20 protein-coding genes are annotated in these 18,504 nt (G+C 43.1%); 9 read left to right on the top strand and 11 right to left on the bottom strand.

Features of this window, described 5'->3' with window-relative positions:
* Positions 1-16 precede the first annotated feature (16 nt).
* The gene (gene ampD, locus GTQ48_RS01180) at positions 17-556 is read right to left on the bottom strand and encodes a 1,6-anhydro-N-acetylmuramyl-L-alanine amidase AmpD (protein ID WP_163105063.1); all 540 of its coding nucleotides are present in this window, start codon (positions 554-556) and stop codon (positions 17-19) included.
* Between the two features lie 200 nt (positions 557-756).
* Here ampD and GTQ48_RS01175 point away from each other — a divergent pair, with 200 nt between their 5' ends.
* The 9 genes from GTQ48_RS01175 (at position 757) to GTQ48_RS01135 (ending at position 8,687) form a co-directional block, all read left to right on the top strand.
* Positions 757-1,275 carry a retropepsin-like aspartic protease family protein gene (locus GTQ48_RS01175; protein WP_163104633.1) on the top strand — a complete coding sequence of 173 codons (519 nt, stop codon included), beginning with the start codon at positions 757-759 and terminating at the stop codon, positions 1,273-1,275.
* A gap of 32 nt (positions 1,276-1,307) precedes the next feature.
* Positions 1,308-2,162: a carboxylating nicotinate-nucleotide diphosphorylase gene (gene nadC, locus GTQ48_RS01170; RefSeq protein WP_163105062.1), complete on the top strand. Its 855-nt coding sequence runs from the start codon at positions 1,308-1,310 to the stop codon at positions 2,160-2,162.
* Between the two features lie 404 nt (positions 2,163-2,566).
* The gene (locus GTQ48_RS01165; RefSeq protein WP_163104631.1) at positions 2,567-3,013 is read left to right on the top strand and encodes a pilin; all 447 of its coding nucleotides are present in this window, start codon (positions 2,567-2,569) and stop codon (positions 3,011-3,013) included.
* A gap of 73 nt (positions 3,014-3,086) precedes the next feature.
* A complete protein-coding gene (locus GTQ48_RS01160) occupies positions 3,087-4,298 on the top strand; it encodes a type II secretion system F family protein (RefSeq protein ID WP_163104629.1) in 1,212 nt (403 codons plus the stop codon).
* Positions 4,299-4,493: 195 nt separating this feature from the next.
* Positions 4,494-5,408, top strand: a complete 915-nt coding sequence (locus GTQ48_RS01155) for a prepilin peptidase (RefSeq protein WP_163104627.1) — start codon at positions 4,494-4,496, stop codon at positions 5,406-5,408.
* Between the two features lie 259 nt (positions 5,409-5,667).
* On the top strand, positions 5,668-6,285 hold the full coding sequence (coaE, locus tag GTQ48_RS01150) for a dephospho-CoA kinase (RefSeq protein ID WP_163104625.1): 618 nt from the start codon (positions 5,668-5,670) through the stop codon (positions 6,283-6,285).
* A gap of 254 nt (positions 6,286-6,539) precedes the next feature.
* On the top strand, positions 6,540-7,292 hold the full coding sequence (gene zapD / locus GTQ48_RS01145) for a cell division protein ZapD (RefSeq protein WP_163104623.1): 753 nt from the start codon (positions 6,540-6,542) through the stop codon (positions 7,290-7,292).
* 264 nt (positions 7,293-7,556) lie between these two features.
* Entirely contained in the window at positions 7,557-7,784 is a 228-nt protein-coding gene (yacG, locus tag GTQ48_RS01140) for a DNA gyrase inhibitor YacG (protein ID WP_032097484.1), read from the top strand.
* Between the two features lie 21 nt (positions 7,785-7,805).
* On the top strand, positions 7,806-8,687 hold the full coding sequence (locus tag GTQ48_RS01135; protein ID WP_163104621.1) for an aspartoacylase: 882 nt from the start codon (positions 7,806-7,808) through the stop codon (positions 8,685-8,687).
* A 65-nt stretch (positions 8,688-8,752) separates the two neighbouring features.
* Here GTQ48_RS01135 and GTQ48_RS01130 read toward each other — a convergent pair whose 3' ends face one another.
* From GTQ48_RS01130 to GTQ48_RS01085, 10 genes are read right to left on the bottom strand one after another with little or no spacing between them, the layout of a single operon-like run.
* The gene (locus GTQ48_RS01130) at positions 8,753-10,063 is read right to left on the bottom strand and encodes a methyl-accepting chemotaxis protein (protein WP_163104619.1); all 1,311 of its coding nucleotides are present in this window, start codon (positions 10,061-10,063) and stop codon (positions 8,753-8,755) included.
* 8 nt (positions 10,064-10,071) lie between these two features.
* Complete coding sequence (locus GTQ48_RS01125; protein WP_163104617.1) at positions 10,072-10,440, bottom strand: response regulator; 369 nt, start codon at positions 10,438-10,440, stop codon at positions 10,072-10,074.
* A 13-nt stretch (positions 10,441-10,453) separates the two neighbouring features.
* On the bottom strand, positions 10,454-11,185 hold the full coding sequence (locus GTQ48_RS01120; RefSeq protein WP_163104615.1) for a ParA family protein: 732 nt from the start codon (positions 11,183-11,185) through the stop codon (positions 10,454-10,456).
* A complete protein-coding gene (locus GTQ48_RS01115) occupies positions 11,185-11,439 on the bottom strand; it encodes a hypothetical protein (protein ID WP_163104612.1) in 255 nt (84 codons plus the stop codon). Before GTQ48_RS01115 ends, GTQ48_RS01120 begins: the two co-directional genes overlap by 1 nt.
* Positions 11,430-14,012 carry a chemotaxis protein CheA gene (locus tag GTQ48_RS01110; RefSeq protein ID WP_163104610.1) on the bottom strand — a complete coding sequence of 861 codons (2,583 nt, stop codon included), beginning with the start codon at positions 14,010-14,012 and terminating at the stop codon, positions 11,430-11,432. The genes GTQ48_RS01115 and GTQ48_RS01110 overlap by 10 nt, the downstream gene beginning before the upstream one ends.
* The gene (locus tag GTQ48_RS01105) at positions 14,009-14,380 is read right to left on the bottom strand and encodes a response regulator (RefSeq protein WP_163104608.1); all 372 of its coding nucleotides are present in this window, start codon (positions 14,378-14,380) and stop codon (positions 14,009-14,011) included. Before GTQ48_RS01105 ends, GTQ48_RS01110 begins: the two co-directional genes overlap by 4 nt.
* A gap of 1 nt (position 14,381) precedes the next feature.
* Positions 14,382-15,236: a CheR family methyltransferase gene (locus GTQ48_RS01100; RefSeq protein ID WP_163104606.1), complete on the bottom strand. Its 855-nt coding sequence runs from the start codon at positions 15,234-15,236 to the stop codon at positions 14,382-14,384.
* Complete coding sequence (locus GTQ48_RS01095; RefSeq protein WP_163104604.1) at positions 15,229-15,870, bottom strand: HEAT repeat domain-containing protein; 642 nt, start codon at positions 15,868-15,870, stop codon at positions 15,229-15,231. Before GTQ48_RS01095 ends, GTQ48_RS01100 begins: the two co-directional genes overlap by 8 nt.
* 10 nt (positions 15,871-15,880) lie before the next feature.
* On the bottom strand, positions 15,881-16,918 hold the full coding sequence (gene cheB / locus GTQ48_RS01090; RefSeq protein WP_163104602.1) for a chemotaxis-specific protein-glutamate methyltransferase CheB: 1,038 nt from the start codon (positions 16,916-16,918) through the stop codon (positions 15,881-15,883).
* A gap of 27 nt (positions 16,919-16,945) precedes the next feature.
* Positions 16,946-18,466: a chemotaxis protein CheW gene (locus GTQ48_RS01085; RefSeq protein WP_163104600.1), complete on the bottom strand. Its 1,521-nt coding sequence runs from the start codon at positions 18,464-18,466 to the stop codon at positions 16,946-16,948.
* Between the last annotated feature and the right edge of the window lie 38 nt (positions 18,467-18,504).

The raw sequence follows: 18,504 nt of genomic DNA, 5'->3' as shown, positions 1-18,504 counted from the left end.
GTTTACTAAGAGTGGCCTACAGTAAATTGATAAGGGTCTTTCTATACCTAGCCCAATCAAATGCAACGCCAGGGTCGGTTTTTCGCCCTGGCGCGATATCGTTATGACCTACGATACGCCCTAACGAGATATGAGGATAGTGCTTAACGATGAAATGGGTCAGTTTTGTCAATGCGGTATACTGCTCATCGGTGAAAGGAAGTGTGTCTGTGCCTTCAAGTTCGATACCAATGGAAAAGTCATTACACCTGCTTTTACCCTGATAAGTGGACAGACCTGCATGCCATGCCCGCTGATTAAATGGAACAAATTGTTCAATTTCACCCGTACGATATATTACACAATGTGCCGATACCCGCAGACCAGCAATTTCTCGGTAAAAAGGGTGTTCATTAATATTAAGCTGCCCCATAAACAAATCCCGAATTCCTGACGTACCAAATTGAGAGGGTGGTAGAGAAATATTGTGAACCACCAGCAGGCTTACTTGTGCGTCATCAGGACGAGCATCACAGTGAGGAGACGGTACAAAGGTCGCATTGTCGTATTTCAACATAGGGTGAAGCACCTCGGTGTGGGTTGTACTCATGTGTTTGGCAGCATTTTTAAGTATTAGATGCCTGTCATATAGAAGTGTTACATTCCTGTACTGGCAAAATCAATAACTTAAGCCAAAGGCAGGTTTTAAAAAGCCATGAAAAAAGCTACGGAAACAACTAATATAAAAGCGATGATAAGCGCTCTAACGGGAGAGTAATGTCTCAGGAACACAATGAAACAAGCGCCGCTGGAAAGTGGATGGTGCTTTTAGCGTGGGTGTGCGGACTGGGTTTACTTGTGTATGTTTTTTCCGGCCTATTGGAAAAACAAGTTAACCCGAATAGCACGCCTATTTCGCAGCAAATGGGATCGCAAACCGAAGTGCGCCTTAAACAGAACCGTCAGGGCCATTACGTCACCAGCGGCTATATTAACGGTGAAGAGGTTGTCTTTTTAGTCGACACTGGTGCGACGGATGTTGCTGTGCCAGCGCATTTGGCCAGCAAGCTTCAGTTGCAGGCAGGCCGCCAAGCACTGGCAAGAACCGCAAATGGAACGGTCAGAATAGCCGAATCCACCATAGACACCCTTCGCATTGGCGATATCGAAGTACGAAATGTAAAAGCCAACTTAAATCCTGGTATGCAAGATAACCATATATTGCTCGGAATGAGCGTTCTTCGCCAATTAGAGTTTACTCAGCGTGGCGATTGGTTAATATTGCGTACCCTCTGACAAGACAAAGTGAAAAGACAACAGCGATGAAGATGACGTCACCCGATATACAAGCCATCCGCGAACAGGTTTCTCAAGCCCTCATTGAAGACTTAGGTGGTGAACTGAATGCCGATAACGACATAACTGCCAACCTAATTGATAAAGAAGTAACAGCAAGTGCCACTATTATTACCAGAGAGCCTTGCGTTATTTGTGGTGTTGCTTGGGTAAACCAAGCGTTTGCCTTAATAGATGAGTCAGTGTCGGTAACTTGGCATGTAAAAGACGGGGACCATGTAGAAGCCGATACGGTGCTAGTGAGTTTGTCTGGCTCTGCCCGAGCTATTCTTACCGCTGAACGCACTGCGCTTAACTTTTTACAGACCTTATCAGGCAGTGCAACAGTAACCGCTTCTTACACCAAGTATTTAGCCGGTACAAACACCAAAATTCTTGATACACGTAAAACCCTTCCAGGGCTTAGATACGCGCAAAAATATGCCGTACGCTGCGGCGGTGGGCAAAATCACCGTGTTGGGTTGTTCGACGCCTATTTAATTAAAGAGAATCACATTTTCTCCTGCGGCGGTATTCACAACGCAATAAGCCGAGCAAAAACAAACATGCCAGGTAAAACGGTCGAGGTAGAAGTTGAAAGCATTGAAGAATTTCAACAGGCCCTTAATGCCGGTGCGGATATTGTAATGCTAGACAACTTTACTAACGAACAGATCCAGCAGGCAGTAGCCATGAATAACGCACAGTGTAAGCTAGAAGTGTCTGGCAACATTACCGATGAGCGTTTGGCTTCGTTATCAAAACTTGGGGTAGATTATATCTCTTCAGGAGCGCTAACAAAGCACGTGCAAGCTATTGATTTGTCTCTGCGTATCCAGTTAGATTAAGGCTAATTTTGTTTAATTTTGCTCACAACAATTGCTGTCAATAAATAAGCAAGTTAGAAAATATACCGAAATCAACGGAAAATTTGCAGAATATAAACCTGCGACGAGCAGTTCGGCGCAGGTCAACATGTATAACATTAAATGTTGTGGTCTGTATTGCTCAACATACTTTGCCAGTAGGAATAGTTTTATACGAAAGTTCAATGACATAGAGCTGCAATGGTGTGAACGAACGTGTCATACTGACTGTGTCAGACATAGGTATAATTCTAGATACTTGTCATAGACAAAGAAAATTCTATACTGAGTAACAAGTACCAGGGGCGTTTAAGGACGACTCGGGTATAAACGTCAATTTGAATTTATTTAAACTTAGCGTGTTATACGCGTCCCGGAGATAGACCATGATGAAAATGAAAACTACAAACCAAAAAGGTTTTACCCTAATCGAATTAATGATTGTTGTTGCGATCATCGGTATTCTTGCAGCAATCGCATTGCCTGCCTATCAGAACTACACGCAGAAAGCCAAGTTTACTGAAGTATCCAATGCAACAGCAGCCGCTAAGACAGCAGTAGAGGTGTGCTACGCTTCCACAGCTGACCTTTCAGATTGTGTTGGCGGGAGTAATGGTGTACCTGCAACATACGCAGCTGCAAACGAAACTGCTACTTCACCTGCAATAGTTGGTGTTGATACTGATACCGCAGGCACTATAGAAGCAACAGCATACCCTGACATGAATATTCAGGGAGCCGCTGCTGGTAATGGTACTTATACGTTAACCGCCACTGAAAGTAATGGCCGCCTTCTTTGGGACGTTTCATGCGACCCAGCAGACTTATGCTAATTTTTGATTACATTTATTAAGAAATAAGCCCGGTTTTAACTGGGCTTTTTTTTAACGGCACAGAGTATGTTAGATGGCAAAAGCAGCAGTAACTTTCACATGGCAAGGTAAAGACCGAAAAGGCCAGTCGCGGAAAGGTGAAGTTTCCGCCGTATCAATTTCAGAGGCGAAAAACTTACTTCGTCGCCAAGGTATATCTGCAAACAAAGTAAAGAAGTTAGCAAAGCCACTCTTTGGCTCTGGCGCAGCAAAAATAACCGCTGCGGATATTTCCGTCACTTCACGCCAAATAGCTACTATGCTTAGCGCCGGTGTAACTCTTATCCAGTCTCTTGAAATGATTGCCCAAGGCCATGCAAAAGTAAGCATGCGCAAACTTTTAGGTGAGATAACCGAAGAAGTTAAAGCCGGAAACCCGTTATCTTCCGCCTTAAGAAAACATCCCAACTACTTCGACGATTTATACTGCGACCTAGTTTATACCGGTGAACAGTCCGGTGCACTCGAACTTATTTACGACAGAATTGCAACCTATAAAGAAAAAGCAGAAGCCTTAAAATCTAAGATTAAAAAGGCTATGTTCTACCCTATCGCTGTTGTAGTGGTAGCCTTCATTGTCACCACTATACTGCTTATTTTTGTGGTACCTCAGTTTGAAGAAATATTTAGTAGTTTCGGCGCTGAACTTCCCGCCTTTACACAGTTTGTATTAGGCATTTCTCGATTTGTACAAGATTACGGTATTTTTATCGCGATTGGTGTGGGTGTTGCTGGATTTCTATTTGGCCGTGCTTATAAAAAGAGCCAAAACTTACGTGATCGTTGCGATAGATTGGTATTGAAAATTCCTGTGATTGGCGAAATTCTAAAGAAGGCTAGTATTGCTCGCTTTACTCGCACCCTTGCCACTACTTTTTCAGCGGGCGTGCCCCTTATCGGTGCTCTTGAATCTGCCGCAGGCGCATCTGGTAATGCCGTATATAGGGAAGCGATATTATATATGCGTAAAGAAGTGGCTGGCGGTATTCCCATGCATGTGGCCATGCGTGCTACCAACGTATTTCCCGATATGGTGACGCAAATGATTGCTATTGGTGAAGAGTCTGGTGCTGTTGATGAGATGCTGAGTAAAATTGCCACAATATATGAAGCAGAAGTGGATGATATGGTAGATGGTTTAACCAGCTTACTAGAACCTATGATAATGGCTGTATTAGGCGTGGTTATTGGTGGCCTTATTATCGCCATGTACCTTCCTATATTCGATATGGGTAACGTAGTATAAATGCTTGAATGAACTCAGCGTCGAACTAGCACAAAGGCTAGCAAGCTCTCTCGAAGGATAGTGTAAAATCACTCAGTTTAAATACAATAACAAATAATTAGCTCGCGCTTTCGCGGGCTTTTTCTTATTCTGGTTGGTATAGGTAGCGCGTAAATACGTTGCCGATAACAGAATTACATTAATGGAACTGCTTTAATGGATGCAATAATTACCCTCAGTCAACTCCACCCAGAGTTCTTTTACGTATTCGTTTTTCTGGTTAGCCTAATGGTTGGCAGTTTTTTGAATGTGGTTATTTATCGCCTGCCAATTATGATGGAGCGAAGCTGGCAAGAAGAATACGACAGTTACTTTGCTGAAGAAAATAGTGATGAAGACGCCAATGCTGCTTCAACTGTTGCCCCTGCCCTTTCTCCCCCCTCGGCCCCGTTTAACCTAGTTAAGCCTGATAGCACCTGCCCTAAGTGTGGGCATACCATTCGGGCGTGGGAGAATATTCCAGTACTCAGTTATTTGCTTTTAAAAGGCAAATGCGCCAACTGTAAAACGAGCATTTCCCCTCGCTATCCGCTAGTAGAGCTTTTTACTGCTATCGCCTGTACGTTTACTGCATATCACTTTGGGCCAACGTCCCAAGCCATATGGGCCATTTTAATTACCTATGTACTTATTTCGCTTATTTTCATCGACGTAGACAAAATGTTGCTGCCAGACCAACTGACGTTGCCACTGCTTTGGCTTGGTTTGCTGTTAAGCACGAGTGACGTTTTTGTTGGCACTACCGATGCCATAATTGGTGCTGCTGCAGGGTATTTAAGCTTATGGTCTGTTTATTGGCTGTTTAAGTTAGTGACTGGCAAAGAAGGTATGGGCTACGGCGACTTTAAGTTGCTGGCTGCCCTTGGTGCCTATACTGGCTGGCAGGGCCTGCCGGTTATTATTTTACTCTCTTCTTTTGTGGGCGCCGTTATTGGTATTGCCATTATGATGATACAAAATAAGGGTAAATCGCTGGCGATTCCTTTTGGGCCTTATTTAGCAGTTGCGGGCTGGCTGACGCTTTTATACAAAGACGTTATTATTACCACCTACCTTGATATGGTTTTGTAGCAATTAGCTAAATAGCAAAAGCTGATTGTGTTCATTATCAGTTTATCAGTCAAATTTTAAGTTCAAGCTTATGGCTCGAACTTATGGCTCAAGCTGATAATTCAAGAGCAGCGACGCTGTCAAACAGCGCTGGTTTGGTAACTACAACATGTAACGAATAGACGTTTGTTTGACGTTCTTGTTTGACATTCTTGTTTAACGTGTTGGATAAACTGATTGGCTTAGTGTGTTTAATTAACGTGTTTGGGGAGAGTGAAAATTGAATAACACATTTGTTGTTGGCCTGACTGGCGGTATTGGAAGCGGTAAATCGGCAGCTACCGATTTGTTTAAAACCCATGGTATTGACGTTGTCGACGCCGATGAAGTAGCACGAGATGTAGTTTTACCTGGCACAACTGGGTTGCAGAGTATTGTCGAGCGCTTTGGCGACAGTGTATTGCTCAGCGATGGCACCCTTGATAGAGCACAACTTCGTAAGTTAGTGTTTACCGATAGCACAGCGAAAAACTGGCTAAATAGCTTACTTCACCCCCTTATACGGGAGCGTATGCAGCAACTGATAGCCGACACATCGAGCGCTTACTGCATACTCTCTGTGCCGCTACTTGTGGAAAACAAACTCACTACAATGTGCAACAAAGTCGTTGTAGTTGACTGCAGCGAAAGCACTCAGCTGACTCGTGCAGTGGAAAGAGATAGCAGTGATGTAGAAACCATAAAGAACATTATGGATGCCCAAGCTACCCGCGAAGAACGTTTAAATGCAGCTGATTATGTACTAGATAACAATTCAAGCTTACTATCGCTTGAGCAGCAAGTAGCAGATTTACACCATCAATTATTAGCGCAAGCCTCAAATACTCCTTCTTCCTAGAGCAATCCGCACTCCCTAGAGCGAGCCTTCCCTCTCTGCACATTTTTACAGTGGCTTATTCTCAAGTTAAGCAAGGCAAATAGTTAAAGACATCCCGCTGTAACAGCGATTGATGACAATTTGCCTGTTTTTGAAACTTTTTTGCTCATTTGGTATCTAAAGACTAGTTTGGTTGGTAAGTGTACTTGGCTTAATGGTCACTATGCTTTAGGCTTTACGCTTTCTCCTTACGTAATTGTATTTAAAGGATATCCATGAGCGACGCTGTATTCGAATTCCCTCTAAAGGAAAAGGTGCGTAATTACTTACGCGTAGAACAGCTGCTTGGGCAACTTAAAATTACGGCTAAGGCAGAGCAAAGTAGCTTGCAGCTTGTATTTTTTGAGCAGCTCTTTGAGCTGCTTGACCTTGTAGAGCGAATCGATCTTCGCTCAGATCTCACTAAAGATTTAGAAGCTCACGAAAAGAGCCTTGTTTACTGGTCAAAACATCCTAAAATCGACTCTACTGCCCTTGATCATGCGTTAAAAACCGTATTGCGTTTACGCCAAAAAATTAAAACTGAAGGTCGGTTTGGCAGTACGCTAAAAGAAGACAAGTTGTTAAGCTCCATAAGGCAGCGATTCGCCATACCTGGCGGTGCCTGTAGTTTTGATTTACCTAATTTGCATTTTTGGTTACATCAACCCCTTGAGCGTCGCTTAACAGAAATAGCGCAATGGTTAGACACCCTTGCCTTATTAGACGACGCTATCACGGTAGGCCTATCGTTTATTCGCGAACGAGGTCAATTTAAGAGTACTATTGCAGAGAGTGGCTTCTATCAAGGAGCAGCAGAAGACAAAAATGAGCTTATAAGAGTCAAATGTCGCACCGATGAAGGTTACTACCCAACCCTTAGCGGTAACAAATATCGCTATGCCCTTCGCTTTATGCTTTTCTCAAGTGATGACAGTAAGAGCGGTTCTGTAGAAGAAAACGTTCAATTCCTTTTAGCAGCCTGCTAACCTGTAGTTAAGAGCTACTCCTTACTAAAACCCGTACACATACTATGTAGAATAACTAGCATCTTGAACTTTTGTAATAGCTGTATCTACAGCGGATAATTGCTGTACCTGCAGAACATAGAGCCGCTTGTGGTCGATTCGTCCTAGTAGCTCATTCAAAGAATTAGCCTAGTTTATGCGTGGGTGAACACATGTGGTTTTAAGTTCTTAGCAAGGGTGAATATGCCCTAGACTATTGTTTTAGCATTCTTTTTGGAGAGATAGATGGAAGTAAAGTGTCCTATTTGTACCAAACCTGTTGTGTGGTCGCCACAAAGTGAATACCGCCCTTTTTGCAGTAAAAAGTGCCAGCTGATTGATTTAGGTGAATGGGCCGGTGAAGATAGAAAGATAGCCGGTAAACCAGCTCAAGATGCTACGCCGCAAGCTATGGATATAGAGGAAATAGAGGCAATGTTAGCGCAGCAGCCTAACGACTTCTTCAAGCACTAATTTGTCTATTTAAGGAACAACATGATTAACCATATCGCACTGGTAGGTGGTACTCACGGCAATGAAATGAGCGGTATTCAGCTTATTCAAAATTGGGAATCTAGCGGCATTCCTACTCAGTTTAGTGACTTGGACGTCACGCTTTATACTGCCAACCCTGCTGCTATCGCGGCCAACGTTCGGTTTTTAGAGGAAGATTTAAATCGTCAGTTTACTCCTGACGCCTTAAAATTCGATTCACCTCAAGCTGCCAGCACGAGTGAAGAACACAAGTTAGCACAAACGATTAACGAACAATTAGGCCCTAAAGGCAATGCTTCTACCGACTTGGTAATCGATATACACAATACCACCAGCAATATGGGTGCAACACTTATCATCCTCGATACGAGCGATGTGTACGTTAAAATGGCGCGTTACGTAAAGCAAAATATGCCAGAAGCTAATATTTTAGTGGAAGACGAAAAGCCCTATGCGTCTCACGGTTATTTGTGTACTACAGGTAAATATGGCGTGATGATTGAGGTTGGCGCCCAGCCTCAAGGTGTATTGCGAGAGGACGTGTACTTAGCCACACAAAAGATGGCAGAAGTTTTGTTGGCCTTTTGTGTTGCTTATAACAAAGGCGAGTGCGACGACTTAGAGGCCTGCGAGGCGTTTCGACTCGGTGAGAACATCGCCTTCCCATTAAATGATGAAGGCAACCGCACGGCTATGATCCATCATTCGTTGCAAGATAACGACTTTGTCCCCTTAATGCCTGGCGCGCCCATGTTTAGGCGTTTTGATGGTAAAGACGTTGTATGGGAGGGTACAGAGCCAACCTACCCGCACTTTATCAATGAAGCGGCCTATCACAAACTAGATGTGGCCTTTGCCACCTCGTCACTAATTACGCTATAGCAGAACTAAAATCATACAAATAGGAGCGATATGCTTTGCACTTCAGTGCTTGGCGATATCGCTTCTCAGAATAGTTGTATTTTGGGCTCTCTCGCTTCTTCAACCTCTGTTTTAACACTGTTACCTTTATCCTCATTGATATCAAAGTGAATCTTACGCTGATCTTCCATAACGTAATTTTCAAACATCTTCTTTGTATTTAAGTTAAAAGTTTCATCAAACTCTTCTCGTGAATCAATATATGAAGAAAAATGGCCGAACAGTCCCACAATAGCATCTTGTTCTAGCTTTATGTGCTCTGCGCGCTGCCTTATGATATCTTGAAACTGAATTTTACCAATTGCCCCACTTACTTTCTTCGCGACTTCGCACGCACTTTTTTCAAAACACGCAAGCATTGCAGGATTTAAATCTTCTAATGACTTGTAGTGTTGAGTAATGCTTTTCAAGGAGCTTGAGAAACCACTTAGCAAGTCACAGGTTTCGTTGGACTGGGTAGATGCCAACATTTTATCGCCCTGAAGACGAGCAGCATCAAGCGCCGACTTTATTCCAAATTCAATTTTATCTGCTGCTTCAGAAGATTGCGAAGACAGAATACGAACTTGCTCTGCGACCACTGCAAAACCTCGACCATACTCCCCGGCTCTTGCTGCTTCTATTGCAGCGTTCAACGCTAGAAGGTTAGTTTGGTTTGCGATGTTTTTGACTAAATCCGTCAACTCTTTGAGTTTCTCCACTTCGGACATAACATTTTGGATAGACTCATTGTGTTCGATATCTTGCTCTCGCTGCTGGTTTATAAGAGTCTGTATTTGCGATAAGCGCGTTTCAACTTTTAAAAACTCAGAAGCACTTTCCTTCTTGCAATTAACACTTTGACGTTGGTTCATTTCAACGTTGTCCAAGCTGCTTTGAATGGAACTTTCGATCTCATAAAGCGCAGTCATTAGCTCTAATGACGCCTCTTCGGTAATCGTACTAATCCCATCAATTTGTCCTTTCAGTATTGCAACGTAATCGTTTACTTGATTATGGGTATCGCTTAATTGACTCGACGCTTCTTTTAAATAGAGATTTTGTATGTGTATCTCTGCATTCAACTCCTTCCTCACCTTCTTCGTATTCCAAAAGCAGCTGAACAAAATTCCCGATGCAACGAGAACCATATCAAGAGCTCCACCAAGAGCCATTGATAAACTTGAGTGAAGATTTGCCCCAAGCCCTATAAGCAAAGAGAGGATTATGCAGGCACAAAACACCATTCTTTGAAGACTGAAAAAACTGACAAAAGAATCTATAGAGATTTTCATATTTGCAAATTTCATTCTGCTCGCTACAAACTGATTATCAAAAAAAGTTGATTTCTTCATCATGTTTAACCTTATGCTGCAGGAACCAGTTGCTTTACTACGCCAATGAGCTGATCGGGCTCTACGGGCTTAACCAACCAACCTGTTGCACCAGCTCGCTTCGCCTCCTCACGTCGGCTTTGCTGTGACTCAGTAGTCAACATCAGCATCGGCATAAACCGAAACTTTGTTTGTTGTTTTAAAGTCTGAATGAGATCTATTCCATTCATACCTGGCATATTTAAATCTGTGATGATGAGTTTAGGCGTGATCTCTTGAAGGTCTTTCATCGCAGCTTCAGCGCTGTTTGATTTTGTTACGGTATATCCTGCTCGCTTAAGTAGCATTTCCATACTCATTAGCATGGTTGCAGAATCGTCAATTAAATGTATTGTACTCATAGTGGCTCCGTTGTTACTGTGAAATCATGGCGTTACACAGTGCGTCGTAGTCTTTCGCTCCCCGACATTTAGGGGCGAACTCACTTATTGGCTTATTGATACTGAATGCTTCCGCTAATTTGATGCACTTGTGAATAGGGGAAAATACTTTTGTGTTCCCAAATCTCTCTCTCCACTGGTTAAGCGTTAAGCGATGAAGCCTCACGTTTTTTTCAACCATGACAGGGAGTAGCTTTATGCTTTTTGCTCTAAACTTTCTTTCTGACACCGCTTTTAAACAAGCAAAAAGCAGTTTATCTACACCATCCGAGCTAAGGGGCAATGGAGCTGCGGGTATAACGATTTCTGTAGCGGCTGCTAATGCAGCCATTAGCTGAGCATTGAGCGTTGGTGGGGTGTCAATAAGAATCACGTCGTAGCGTGCGCGCACTCTTGAATCATCACACCACTCTCTTACCGCTTGTAACTGGATCTGGCTTCCAATATCGGAACTTGTATTGTTCACTTCTGTGATATCAATATTGGGGTGCACTGCCACAAGTTGTTTATAAAAATGCTCAATTGGAAAAGCAGGCGTAATAGGGCTTTGCTCGCCTTGAGAGAATCCGTGTAGCACATGTCCTTGATTGTCTAAGTCTAATACCAATACACGTCGCCCCCTAGTCGCAAGACCATAGGCAAGGTTTACAACAGTGGTCGTTTTAGCACTTCCACCTTTCCTATTTGCGACCGTTACAACCCGCATCACAACCACACCTCTTTCGAATCGTGCGTTAATAGCTCTTTAAGCCAAAACAGTGAAGTGTCCTCAGGCATTATCGATATTGTAGGTTGGAACCCTAAAATCACTTGGTAGATAGCTGTATGTGCGGAGGTCAGCTCTTTTAAATTTAGCGAACGTCCAGAGGACTCCTGCAGCCAATTGAACAAGCTTTCTGCGTCCTCTATTTCGCAGTGCCCACGCAGCACCGCCACTTTTTTCTTCAATACTAATGGCATGCGAGTATCTCCTGAATATTTACAATCAGCAGCACACGCCCATCGCCTAGTAGTGCTGTACCTGAAAAGTGGGAATAGCCAGACAGGACTCCCTCTAAAGGCTTTTGAATAACATCTATTCCCTCGTGAAATTTATCTATCACCAACCCATGCTCGCCGGTAGGAGAAGTCACGATCAAGATAGAACACTCTTCTCCCTTTTCTTGATTTTCAAAACCAAGCGCCGAACGCAGTTCACACAGCGGGATTAACTTATCGCGGATAACAAGTACATTCTGATTGCGAATTCGTTGAATTTCACTTCGATGCACTTTTACTGTTTCAACAACCGCATCCATACTGACAGCGAACATTTGATCGGCGACCTCAAACATCATTACATGGTTTACCGACATGGTTTGAGGCAGCAAGAGTTTAAATGTGGTTCCAATACCGAGCTCGCTGCTCATCTCAATTTTTCCGCCGGCCTGATTTACCATGGTGCGCACAGCATCCATGCCAACTCCACGTCCCGATAAATCAGACACCTCTTCGTTGGTTGAAAATCCCGGAGCAAAGATAAGCTGAAGCGCGTCCTCATCATTCATTGTTTCTAGCTGATGTTCAGTGATGATGCCCTTTTGGAAGGCAAGCATTTTTAATTTTTCAGGGTCAATTCCTTTACCGTCATCGCGAATTTCAATGACAACGCTATCATCAAGCGGAGTAGCAATAAGATCTATTCTTCCTTTTTCCGCTTTACCCTGCTGTATCCTTAAATCTGGAAGCTCAATACCATGGTCAATGCTATTTCGCAGCAGGTGAATAAGCGGTTCAGACAGTGATTCAATTAAATTTTTGTCGAATTCTGTATCCTCTCCACTCATAACTAACTCAATTTTTTTATTAAGCTTTCTAGCAAGGTCACGCACCAAACGAGGATACCGTTCGAAAACATGAGATACTGGCACCATACGAATCTGAAGCACAGCGCTTTGTAACGACTCAGTTAAACGATTCACGATAGAAAAATGAGACTTAATCTGCTTACTCAACGCTTTACTTCCCCCTTCTTTTTCAGCTTGCTTTGCTAAGTAGGGTAAAGAATTTTTTGCGACAGCCAGTTCACCAACGATATCCATGAGATAATCAATTTTTTCTTGGTCGACTTTGAGCATTTTCACGACGTGGCGTTCTGATTTAGCCCCCTCTTCAGCGGGTGAATTTGAAGAAGCGTGTCTGTTATGCGAATCAACATCTATTGAATTACTGTCGTTCTCTGGTTGTGAATTCTCTAAAGGGGTGCTCGCCACAGACAAGGCGCGGTCTATCGCATTTCGTATGCTCTCCTCACAGGTCAAATCACATTCAATTGCAAAACGACACAGCAATTGTTGCGTTAGGTTCGCTACTGAAGGGAGCATAAGCTCGCGATTGTAATACTCTGCGTCAAGTAGTTTGCGCTGCTGTTGCAATAGCTCGACTTCATAGAGGCTGACAGATTTAACGTGTTTATTGTCTGTAAGCTGAAGAGATTCTAGCTTCACGCTACCTTGCATATGGGCTTGAGTAGAATTAGCAGGGTACTCATTTCCTTTTGCCAAATAACAGAGCACTGCATTTGTCATAGGGTCGTGATTACCCGAGGTTTGCAGTAACTCGGCAACACTTTGTATCTGCTCCAACTCACCATCTTCAATCGCAATAAGGAGACTTTCATTCGCAAGTTTCTCGACAGCGTCTCTTATTTCAGCGGCACAAGACAGTGCTAATTCGCGGCGAGAGATGTGCGATACGTGATACTGTCCCTCGTAATATGCCATATGGCTATCGATTTCACTTATATCCGCTTCACCGATGGCAACAAAAGAGAGAGCACTCTCGTAAATATCGCTTTCGCTTGTTAAAAGTGGAAATGCTGCTTTGAAACCCAATAAACCAGGCATTGTGATTAATACATTGAACGGATCTTCGCCCCGAAAAAAGCAGTCGTGATCTGGCTGATAGTCTATGAGATACAGGTTTTCACTTTGCGTTTTTGCCAAAAGAATGATTGCCGAGCTTGATGAAAACTTGGACGTGAATGTACCGATAGTGCTAGTGAATGGGCCAGCGCCAGGTGATTCACTCGCTATATTTCCAATAACATTTTCAGAAGACGATGAGACGGGGTGCGGCTGCTCTTCATAGCTGGTGACCTTTGGGTTGTCTGCATTAATGAATGCACGTAATGAATCGCTTAGTTTTACCGAAACTGGTTTCCATTCGTTCATGTTTTCAGTACCGAGTTCAAGCTCATCGAACCACGAGGATATTTGATCTAACACCTCTAATAGAAGGTCACCAATTTCTTCGGTATAAACGACTTCACTCGCTCGTAGACAATCAAGCAAATCTTCTGCGGCGTGCGCTAACGCGGTGAGGGGTTTAATATCGAAAAGATCAGAAGAGCCTTTAATTGTGTGGATGTCTCTAAAAATACCGTCGATGATACCGTTGTGAGAGCTCGAGGACTGTATCGTTAACAGGCCTCGACTTGCTGACTCTAGATTTTCTCTCGACTCATTAATAAATACATCTAGAAGCTCACTCATACCGCATCCCCTAATATAGCCCCAACAAGCACTTTGAGCTGTTCACTGTCTACAGGCTTAGACATATAAAAATTTGCACCACTTCTATAGGCCCGTTCCTCATCCAGCTTCGCTGACTCTGTACTTATCATGATGACTGTGGATGTGCGTAGCTCGTCACGTTGTCTGATTTCTTGGCATAATCGGTACCCGTCCATTTTTGGCATGTTGATATCAACCAAGAACAGATCAATAGGCGCTTTAAGCGCTTTCTCTAATGCTTCTACGCCATTTTCAGCCTCTTCTATGTGTCGGTTTATAGAAGAAATAACGCCTTTGTGAAACATACGAACTGTAGTGGCGTCGTCAACAATCATGATATTCTTCATCTCACTCACCCCCTGTCATAGGTTTTTGGTAAGCAATCACATCACCAAATCTTTTAATTTTAAACATAGACGTTATACGACTCATCGACTCAGAATGACCGAGAAAAATATACCCCCCTGGCTTCATAGCATCGTACAAAACTTGTGCTGCCCGCTTGCGTGAGTCATCGTCGAAGTAAATCAATAAATTACGACAAAATATGAGGTCAAAATGTCGAAACTGCTTCATATTGCTTGAAGATAAAATGTTGGCGAGAGTGAATGAAACAGAATCGCGAATATCTTCAATTAGTTGGAACTGCCCATTGTTTTCTACAAAGTATTTTCTTTGAATATCCACTGGAATATTTTGTACCGAGCGTTTTGAATAGAGTCCTTTCTTTGCTGCTTGCAAGACCTTGCTATCGATGTCTGAAGAAATTATTTCTACATCTCGATGTGATATTCCCTTCCAATATTCAAGCAACTGAATTGCAATAGAATAAGGCTCTTCGCCAGTGCTAGAGGGAACCGACCAAATCCTAAGATCTTCACCAGGCTGACGTTTACTATCAAGCTCGTCCATTATATGTTTAGTCATGGCAGAAAACTGATAGTCTTCACGAAAGAAGTACGTTTCGTTGACTGTCATGGCATTCACTAAGTTTTGAAATTCATCACCGCTTGCCTGAAATCGCATGAACGTAAAGTAGCTTTTAAATGTCGTATGCCCCGTGACTTTCATTCGTTCATAGAGACGTTTATCAACGAAATAACGCTTCCCATCTTCAAAGTGAATACCTGTTTTTCGATAAAACAGTGAGCGGAAGCGTTCAAAATCTGCTGTTGAAATTTTGTCTAATGATGCGCTACTCATCAGCTGAACCTAGCTGTTGATAGAGAATATTGATGACAAATTCTATGTACGAATTGCCAGCATGTCGTTCAGCAACCAATGGCAATACTTCCAACGTTGTGCCGTCGCCTACCTCTGTGAGTTTGTCTAATGCGGTTCCTACAACATTTATGTTCGTGTCCGTTAGAGCAATTTTATGTAGCCAGTTTGTAGCCTCTTTGTGTGCAACAGCGCCAATAATATCGACACAGAAAATTCGTACATCTGGATCGCTATCATCGATGATATTGTCAATTTGAGAGGCGAACTCAACAGGATTGAGCTGAAAAAGTTCTATAGCTCCATTTCGAACTTGAACGTTCTCTGATTTGAGCAAATCAAGCATCTCACTTGCTGTCTTTGACGAAAACATCTTGTCTAAAGCAGAGAATAGCGCCTCAATAATGGTAACGTCAGTCTCTTTGTGAAGCCGTTCGATGAACACTTCGTCCGCAGTGTCACTGGCCCCTAAATCACGAATTGCCCAGCGTCTTACCTCTATGTCACTTGAGGATAAATCGCGGATTAATTGTTCGTAGGTTCTGGCTACTGCACGGCGTTCTGACTCGCTCGATTCAGTATCAAAACTAACGTCATTTTTCTTTTTCAATCCCATTTGAATCTCCTCAGCGGCACAGTGTGTTCAATTTTCCGGAAATATGATGACTATCAAGGGTAAAACTGGCACATCCAGCCTCTATTAACTCTTTAGGCATGCCAAACACCACTGCAGACTTTTCACTTTCGGCAATTGTTATAGCCCCACCTTTGAACGCTTTACTCATAGCATGCGCCCCGTCATACCCCATTCCAGTGAGTTGAACACAAACCATATTCATCGGCTCATAGCAGGAGAGTGCAGACTCAACCATGCGATCTACACTCGGGTGCCATAGAAAAGAAGGACTAGAGGGAACAGGCCTGATAAAGATGTCTTGGCCTGATTTTGAGAATACGACATCCGAATCCCCTTTTGCTATATACACGCAGCCGCGTTTCAACTTAGTTTTATTGCCGGCTTCCATGACAGGAAGCGGGCAAATTCCATCCAACCGATTGCTTAGTGCGCTAGTAAATGAAGCTGGCATGTGCTGAGCAATTACGATAGGAGCTGGAAACTGTGGCGAAAGCTGAGTTAAAATTTGCTCCAGTTTTTTTGGACCACCAGTTGAAACTCCAATAAGCACGACATCCACCTGCTGGTTTGAAGATGTATTCTGCGGGACAGGGGCTGCAGTTGAATTTACTTTTCGAATTGTTCTTACTGGCTTAACCGCGTTTGTCAGAGCATGGATTTTATCAATTAGGGGAGCTTCTATGTCTGCAATATCACGAGATACGGTTCCGCCAGTTTTTAGTACAAAATCGGCGGCGCCTAAGGTGAGCGCTTCTAAGGTGACGATCGCACCTTTTTGAGTGAGCGATGAAACCATAATAATTGGGCAAGAGTATAAATCTTTCAAAATAGCTAAACATGTCATCCCGTCCATCACGGGCATATTGATGTCTAACGTAATGCAATCTGGTTGAAACTCAACGGCTTTGCTAAGTGCTTCTTCTCCGTTGCGCGCTATGTCAACCACAAACCCCTCCCTGATGAATAGGTTAGAGAAGTGTTTGCGCATAAGAGCGGAGTCATCGACGATAAGAACTTTAATGGGCATTTCTTGACCTCTCAAGCGATAAGACATTTAACCACGAGCAGTTTCTACAGCACTGTCGTGAAGCAACACACTAGGCTCGATAAGTTGGATAATGCGTTTTTCATCGCTGAGCTTTATTAACCTATTTAAAAATTCACTTTGTGAATCTGATAAGGAAGGTGCTTTTTCAATCGCATTTCGCACCACGGTTTTTACTTCAACAACGCTGTCTACAATAAAACCTGTACGTAACTTATTTTTCGTCAGTACAACAATCCTCTGACGCTCACAGCTTTGCGACGAAGGCAGATTTAAACGGCTTCTCAAATCGATAACAGGTAAAACTGTACCTCTTAAGTTAACAATTCCTTTCAGGTAGTGAGGAGTGCCTGGCACACTCTCTAGCTTTTCTGGTACACGAGTTATCTCTTGAGTGTCTTCAATACTAACGCCATACTCCTGTCCCTCAATCCAGAATATGACGTACTGTTCATAGTCGTCTTCGCCCACCGAATCTTGCTTAACCTCAGTCACGTTTTCCTCTCCTATAAGATTGGTTTCCATGGTACTTAGCGTATGTGATAAGGAACGCATGAAAATATTCTCTAACGAGATTATTGAAACTAAACTTTTGCCGCCGTCTCGTCGGTAAACCGCTTCAAGGAAGCCAGACTCTGCGCCATCGTTACAAACACTAGGAACAGGCTCCATCTCATTACTGCAAATTGACATGACGTTGCTTACCTTAGCGACAACGAAGCCAATACTTCCATAATGTGCGCTATGTATGATCACAATTCTGCTTGCATCGTTAATTTGAGAACTTTTCATGTGTATGGTCGACGCAAGATCGATAATAGGAATAATTCGCCCCCTGAGATTAACAAGCCCTAAAACACAAGGTAGGCTATCGGGTAATTGCGACATGGCATCTGGTACCCGCACTATTTCTTGCACGTCCTGTAAATGCAGAGCAAAGTCTTGAGCCTCTAGCGAAAAACACACAAGTTGCTGCAGGTCATCTGCCTCTTGTCCAATATTCGTCTTACTGTCAGCTGATGCAAAGTGAGAAAGGGTGGTATTTTTCGATTCTAGCTTTGCTATTGATTGTGCTTTAGCTAGTGAAGACACATTCAGAATTTGCTCAACGGGCATATCTGCTTGCTTTATAATTCCATCTAAATAGTCGTAAGCCACAGCGACCGCTTTACTATCGCTGTCGACCACGCAATTGCTTGGCACGCTGTACACCTTGAGAACTCGGTCTACAAGAAAACCAATACTCCCAAGCTCTGTATCAACTACAATAACGCGATTCACATCGGATACCACTGAAGGCTTGCCAAGTAAAATCATTGACAGATCGTAAACTGGCAGCACATTTCCTCTAAGATTTGCCAGTCCTTGCATTTGAGGCGGCCCTAATGGGACAGATACCAAAACTGGAACTCTGATGATTTCTCCGACTGATAACATTTGGAATGCAAAACACTCTTCTTGGATTAAAAAAGAAACAAATTGTTTTTCAACATCTGCGCTATCAGTGTGAACTTGTTCGGTTATACTCATCACTGCTTCCTCATCTTGACCGCTTCGTTTTAACCACT

Origin of the sequence: Alteromonas genovensis (assembly GCF_010500895.1) — a bacterium.
Classification (GTDB): Bacteria; Pseudomonadota; Gammaproteobacteria; order Enterobacterales; family Alteromonadaceae; genus Alteromonas; species Alteromonas genovensis.
Note: the sequence above shows the minus strand (reverse complement) of the source record. Positions and strands in the feature narration are given on the sequence as shown.

Coding starts and splice junctions, on each gene's coding strand:
- nadC (WP_163105062.1), top strand. CDS start 1,308: ATGACGTCACCCGATATACAAGCCATCCGCGAACAGGTTTCTCAAGCC.
- GTQ48_RS01110 (WP_163104610.1), bottom strand. CDS start 14,012: ATGAGTGAGCTTCTAGATGTATTTATTAATGAGTCGAGAGAAAATCTA.
- GTQ48_RS01085 (WP_163104600.1), bottom strand. CDS start 18,466: ATGAGTATAACCGAACAAGTTCACACTGATAGCGCAGATGTTGAAAAA.
- GTQ48_RS01115 (WP_163104612.1), bottom strand. CDS start 11,439: ATGCCATTAGTATTGAAGAAAAAAGTGGCGGTGCTGCGTGGGCACTGC.
- GTQ48_RS01125 (WP_163104617.1), bottom strand. CDS start 10,440: ATGAGTACAATACATTTAATTGACGATTCTGCAACCATGCTAATGAGT.
- zapD (WP_163104623.1), top strand. CDS start 6,540: ATGAGCGACGCTGTATTCGAATTCCCTCTAAAGGAAAAGGTGCGTAAT.
- GTQ48_RS01105 (WP_163104608.1), bottom strand. CDS start 14,380: ATGAAGAATATCATGATTGTTGACGACGCCACTACAGTTCGTATGTTT.
- cheB (WP_163104602.1), bottom strand. CDS start 16,918: ATGCCCATTAAAGTTCTTATCGTCGATGACTCCGCTCTTATGCGCAAA.
- GTQ48_RS01135 (WP_163104621.1), top strand. CDS start 7,806: ATGATTAACCATATCGCACTGGTAGGTGGTACTCACGGCAATGAAATG.
- GTQ48_RS01165 (WP_163104631.1), top strand. CDS start 2,567: ATGATGAAAATGAAAACTACAAACCAAAAAGGTTTTACCCTAATCGAA.
- GTQ48_RS01120 (WP_163104615.1), bottom strand. CDS start 11,185: ATGCGGGTTGTAACGGTCGCAAATAGGAAAGGTGGAAGTGCTAAAACG.
- GTQ48_RS01100 (WP_163104606.1), bottom strand. CDS start 15,236: ATGAGTAGCGCATCATTAGACAAAATTTCAACAGCAGATTTTGAACGC.
- GTQ48_RS01175 (WP_163104633.1), top strand. CDS start 757: ATGTCTCAGGAACACAATGAAACAAGCGCCGCTGGAAAGTGGATGGTG.
- GTQ48_RS01155 (WP_163104627.1), top strand. CDS start 4,494: ATGGATGCAATAATTACCCTCAGTCAACTCCACCCAGAGTTCTTTTAC.
- GTQ48_RS01160 (WP_163104629.1), top strand. CDS start 3,087: ATGGCAAAAGCAGCAGTAACTTTCACATGGCAAGGTAAAGACCGAAAA.
- GTQ48_RS01130 (WP_163104619.1), bottom strand. CDS start 10,063: ATGATGAAGAAATCAACTTTTTTTGATAATCAGTTTGTAGCGAGCAGA.
- ampD (WP_163105063.1), bottom strand. CDS start 556: ATGTTGAAATACGACAATGCGACCTTTGTACCGTCTCCTCACTGTGAT.
- GTQ48_RS01095 (WP_163104604.1), bottom strand. CDS start 15,870: ATGGGATTGAAAAAGAAAAATGACGTTAGTTTTGATACTGAATCGAGC.
- yacG (WP_032097484.1), top strand. CDS start 7,557: ATGGAAGTAAAGTGTCCTATTTGTACCAAACCTGTTGTGTGGTCGCCA.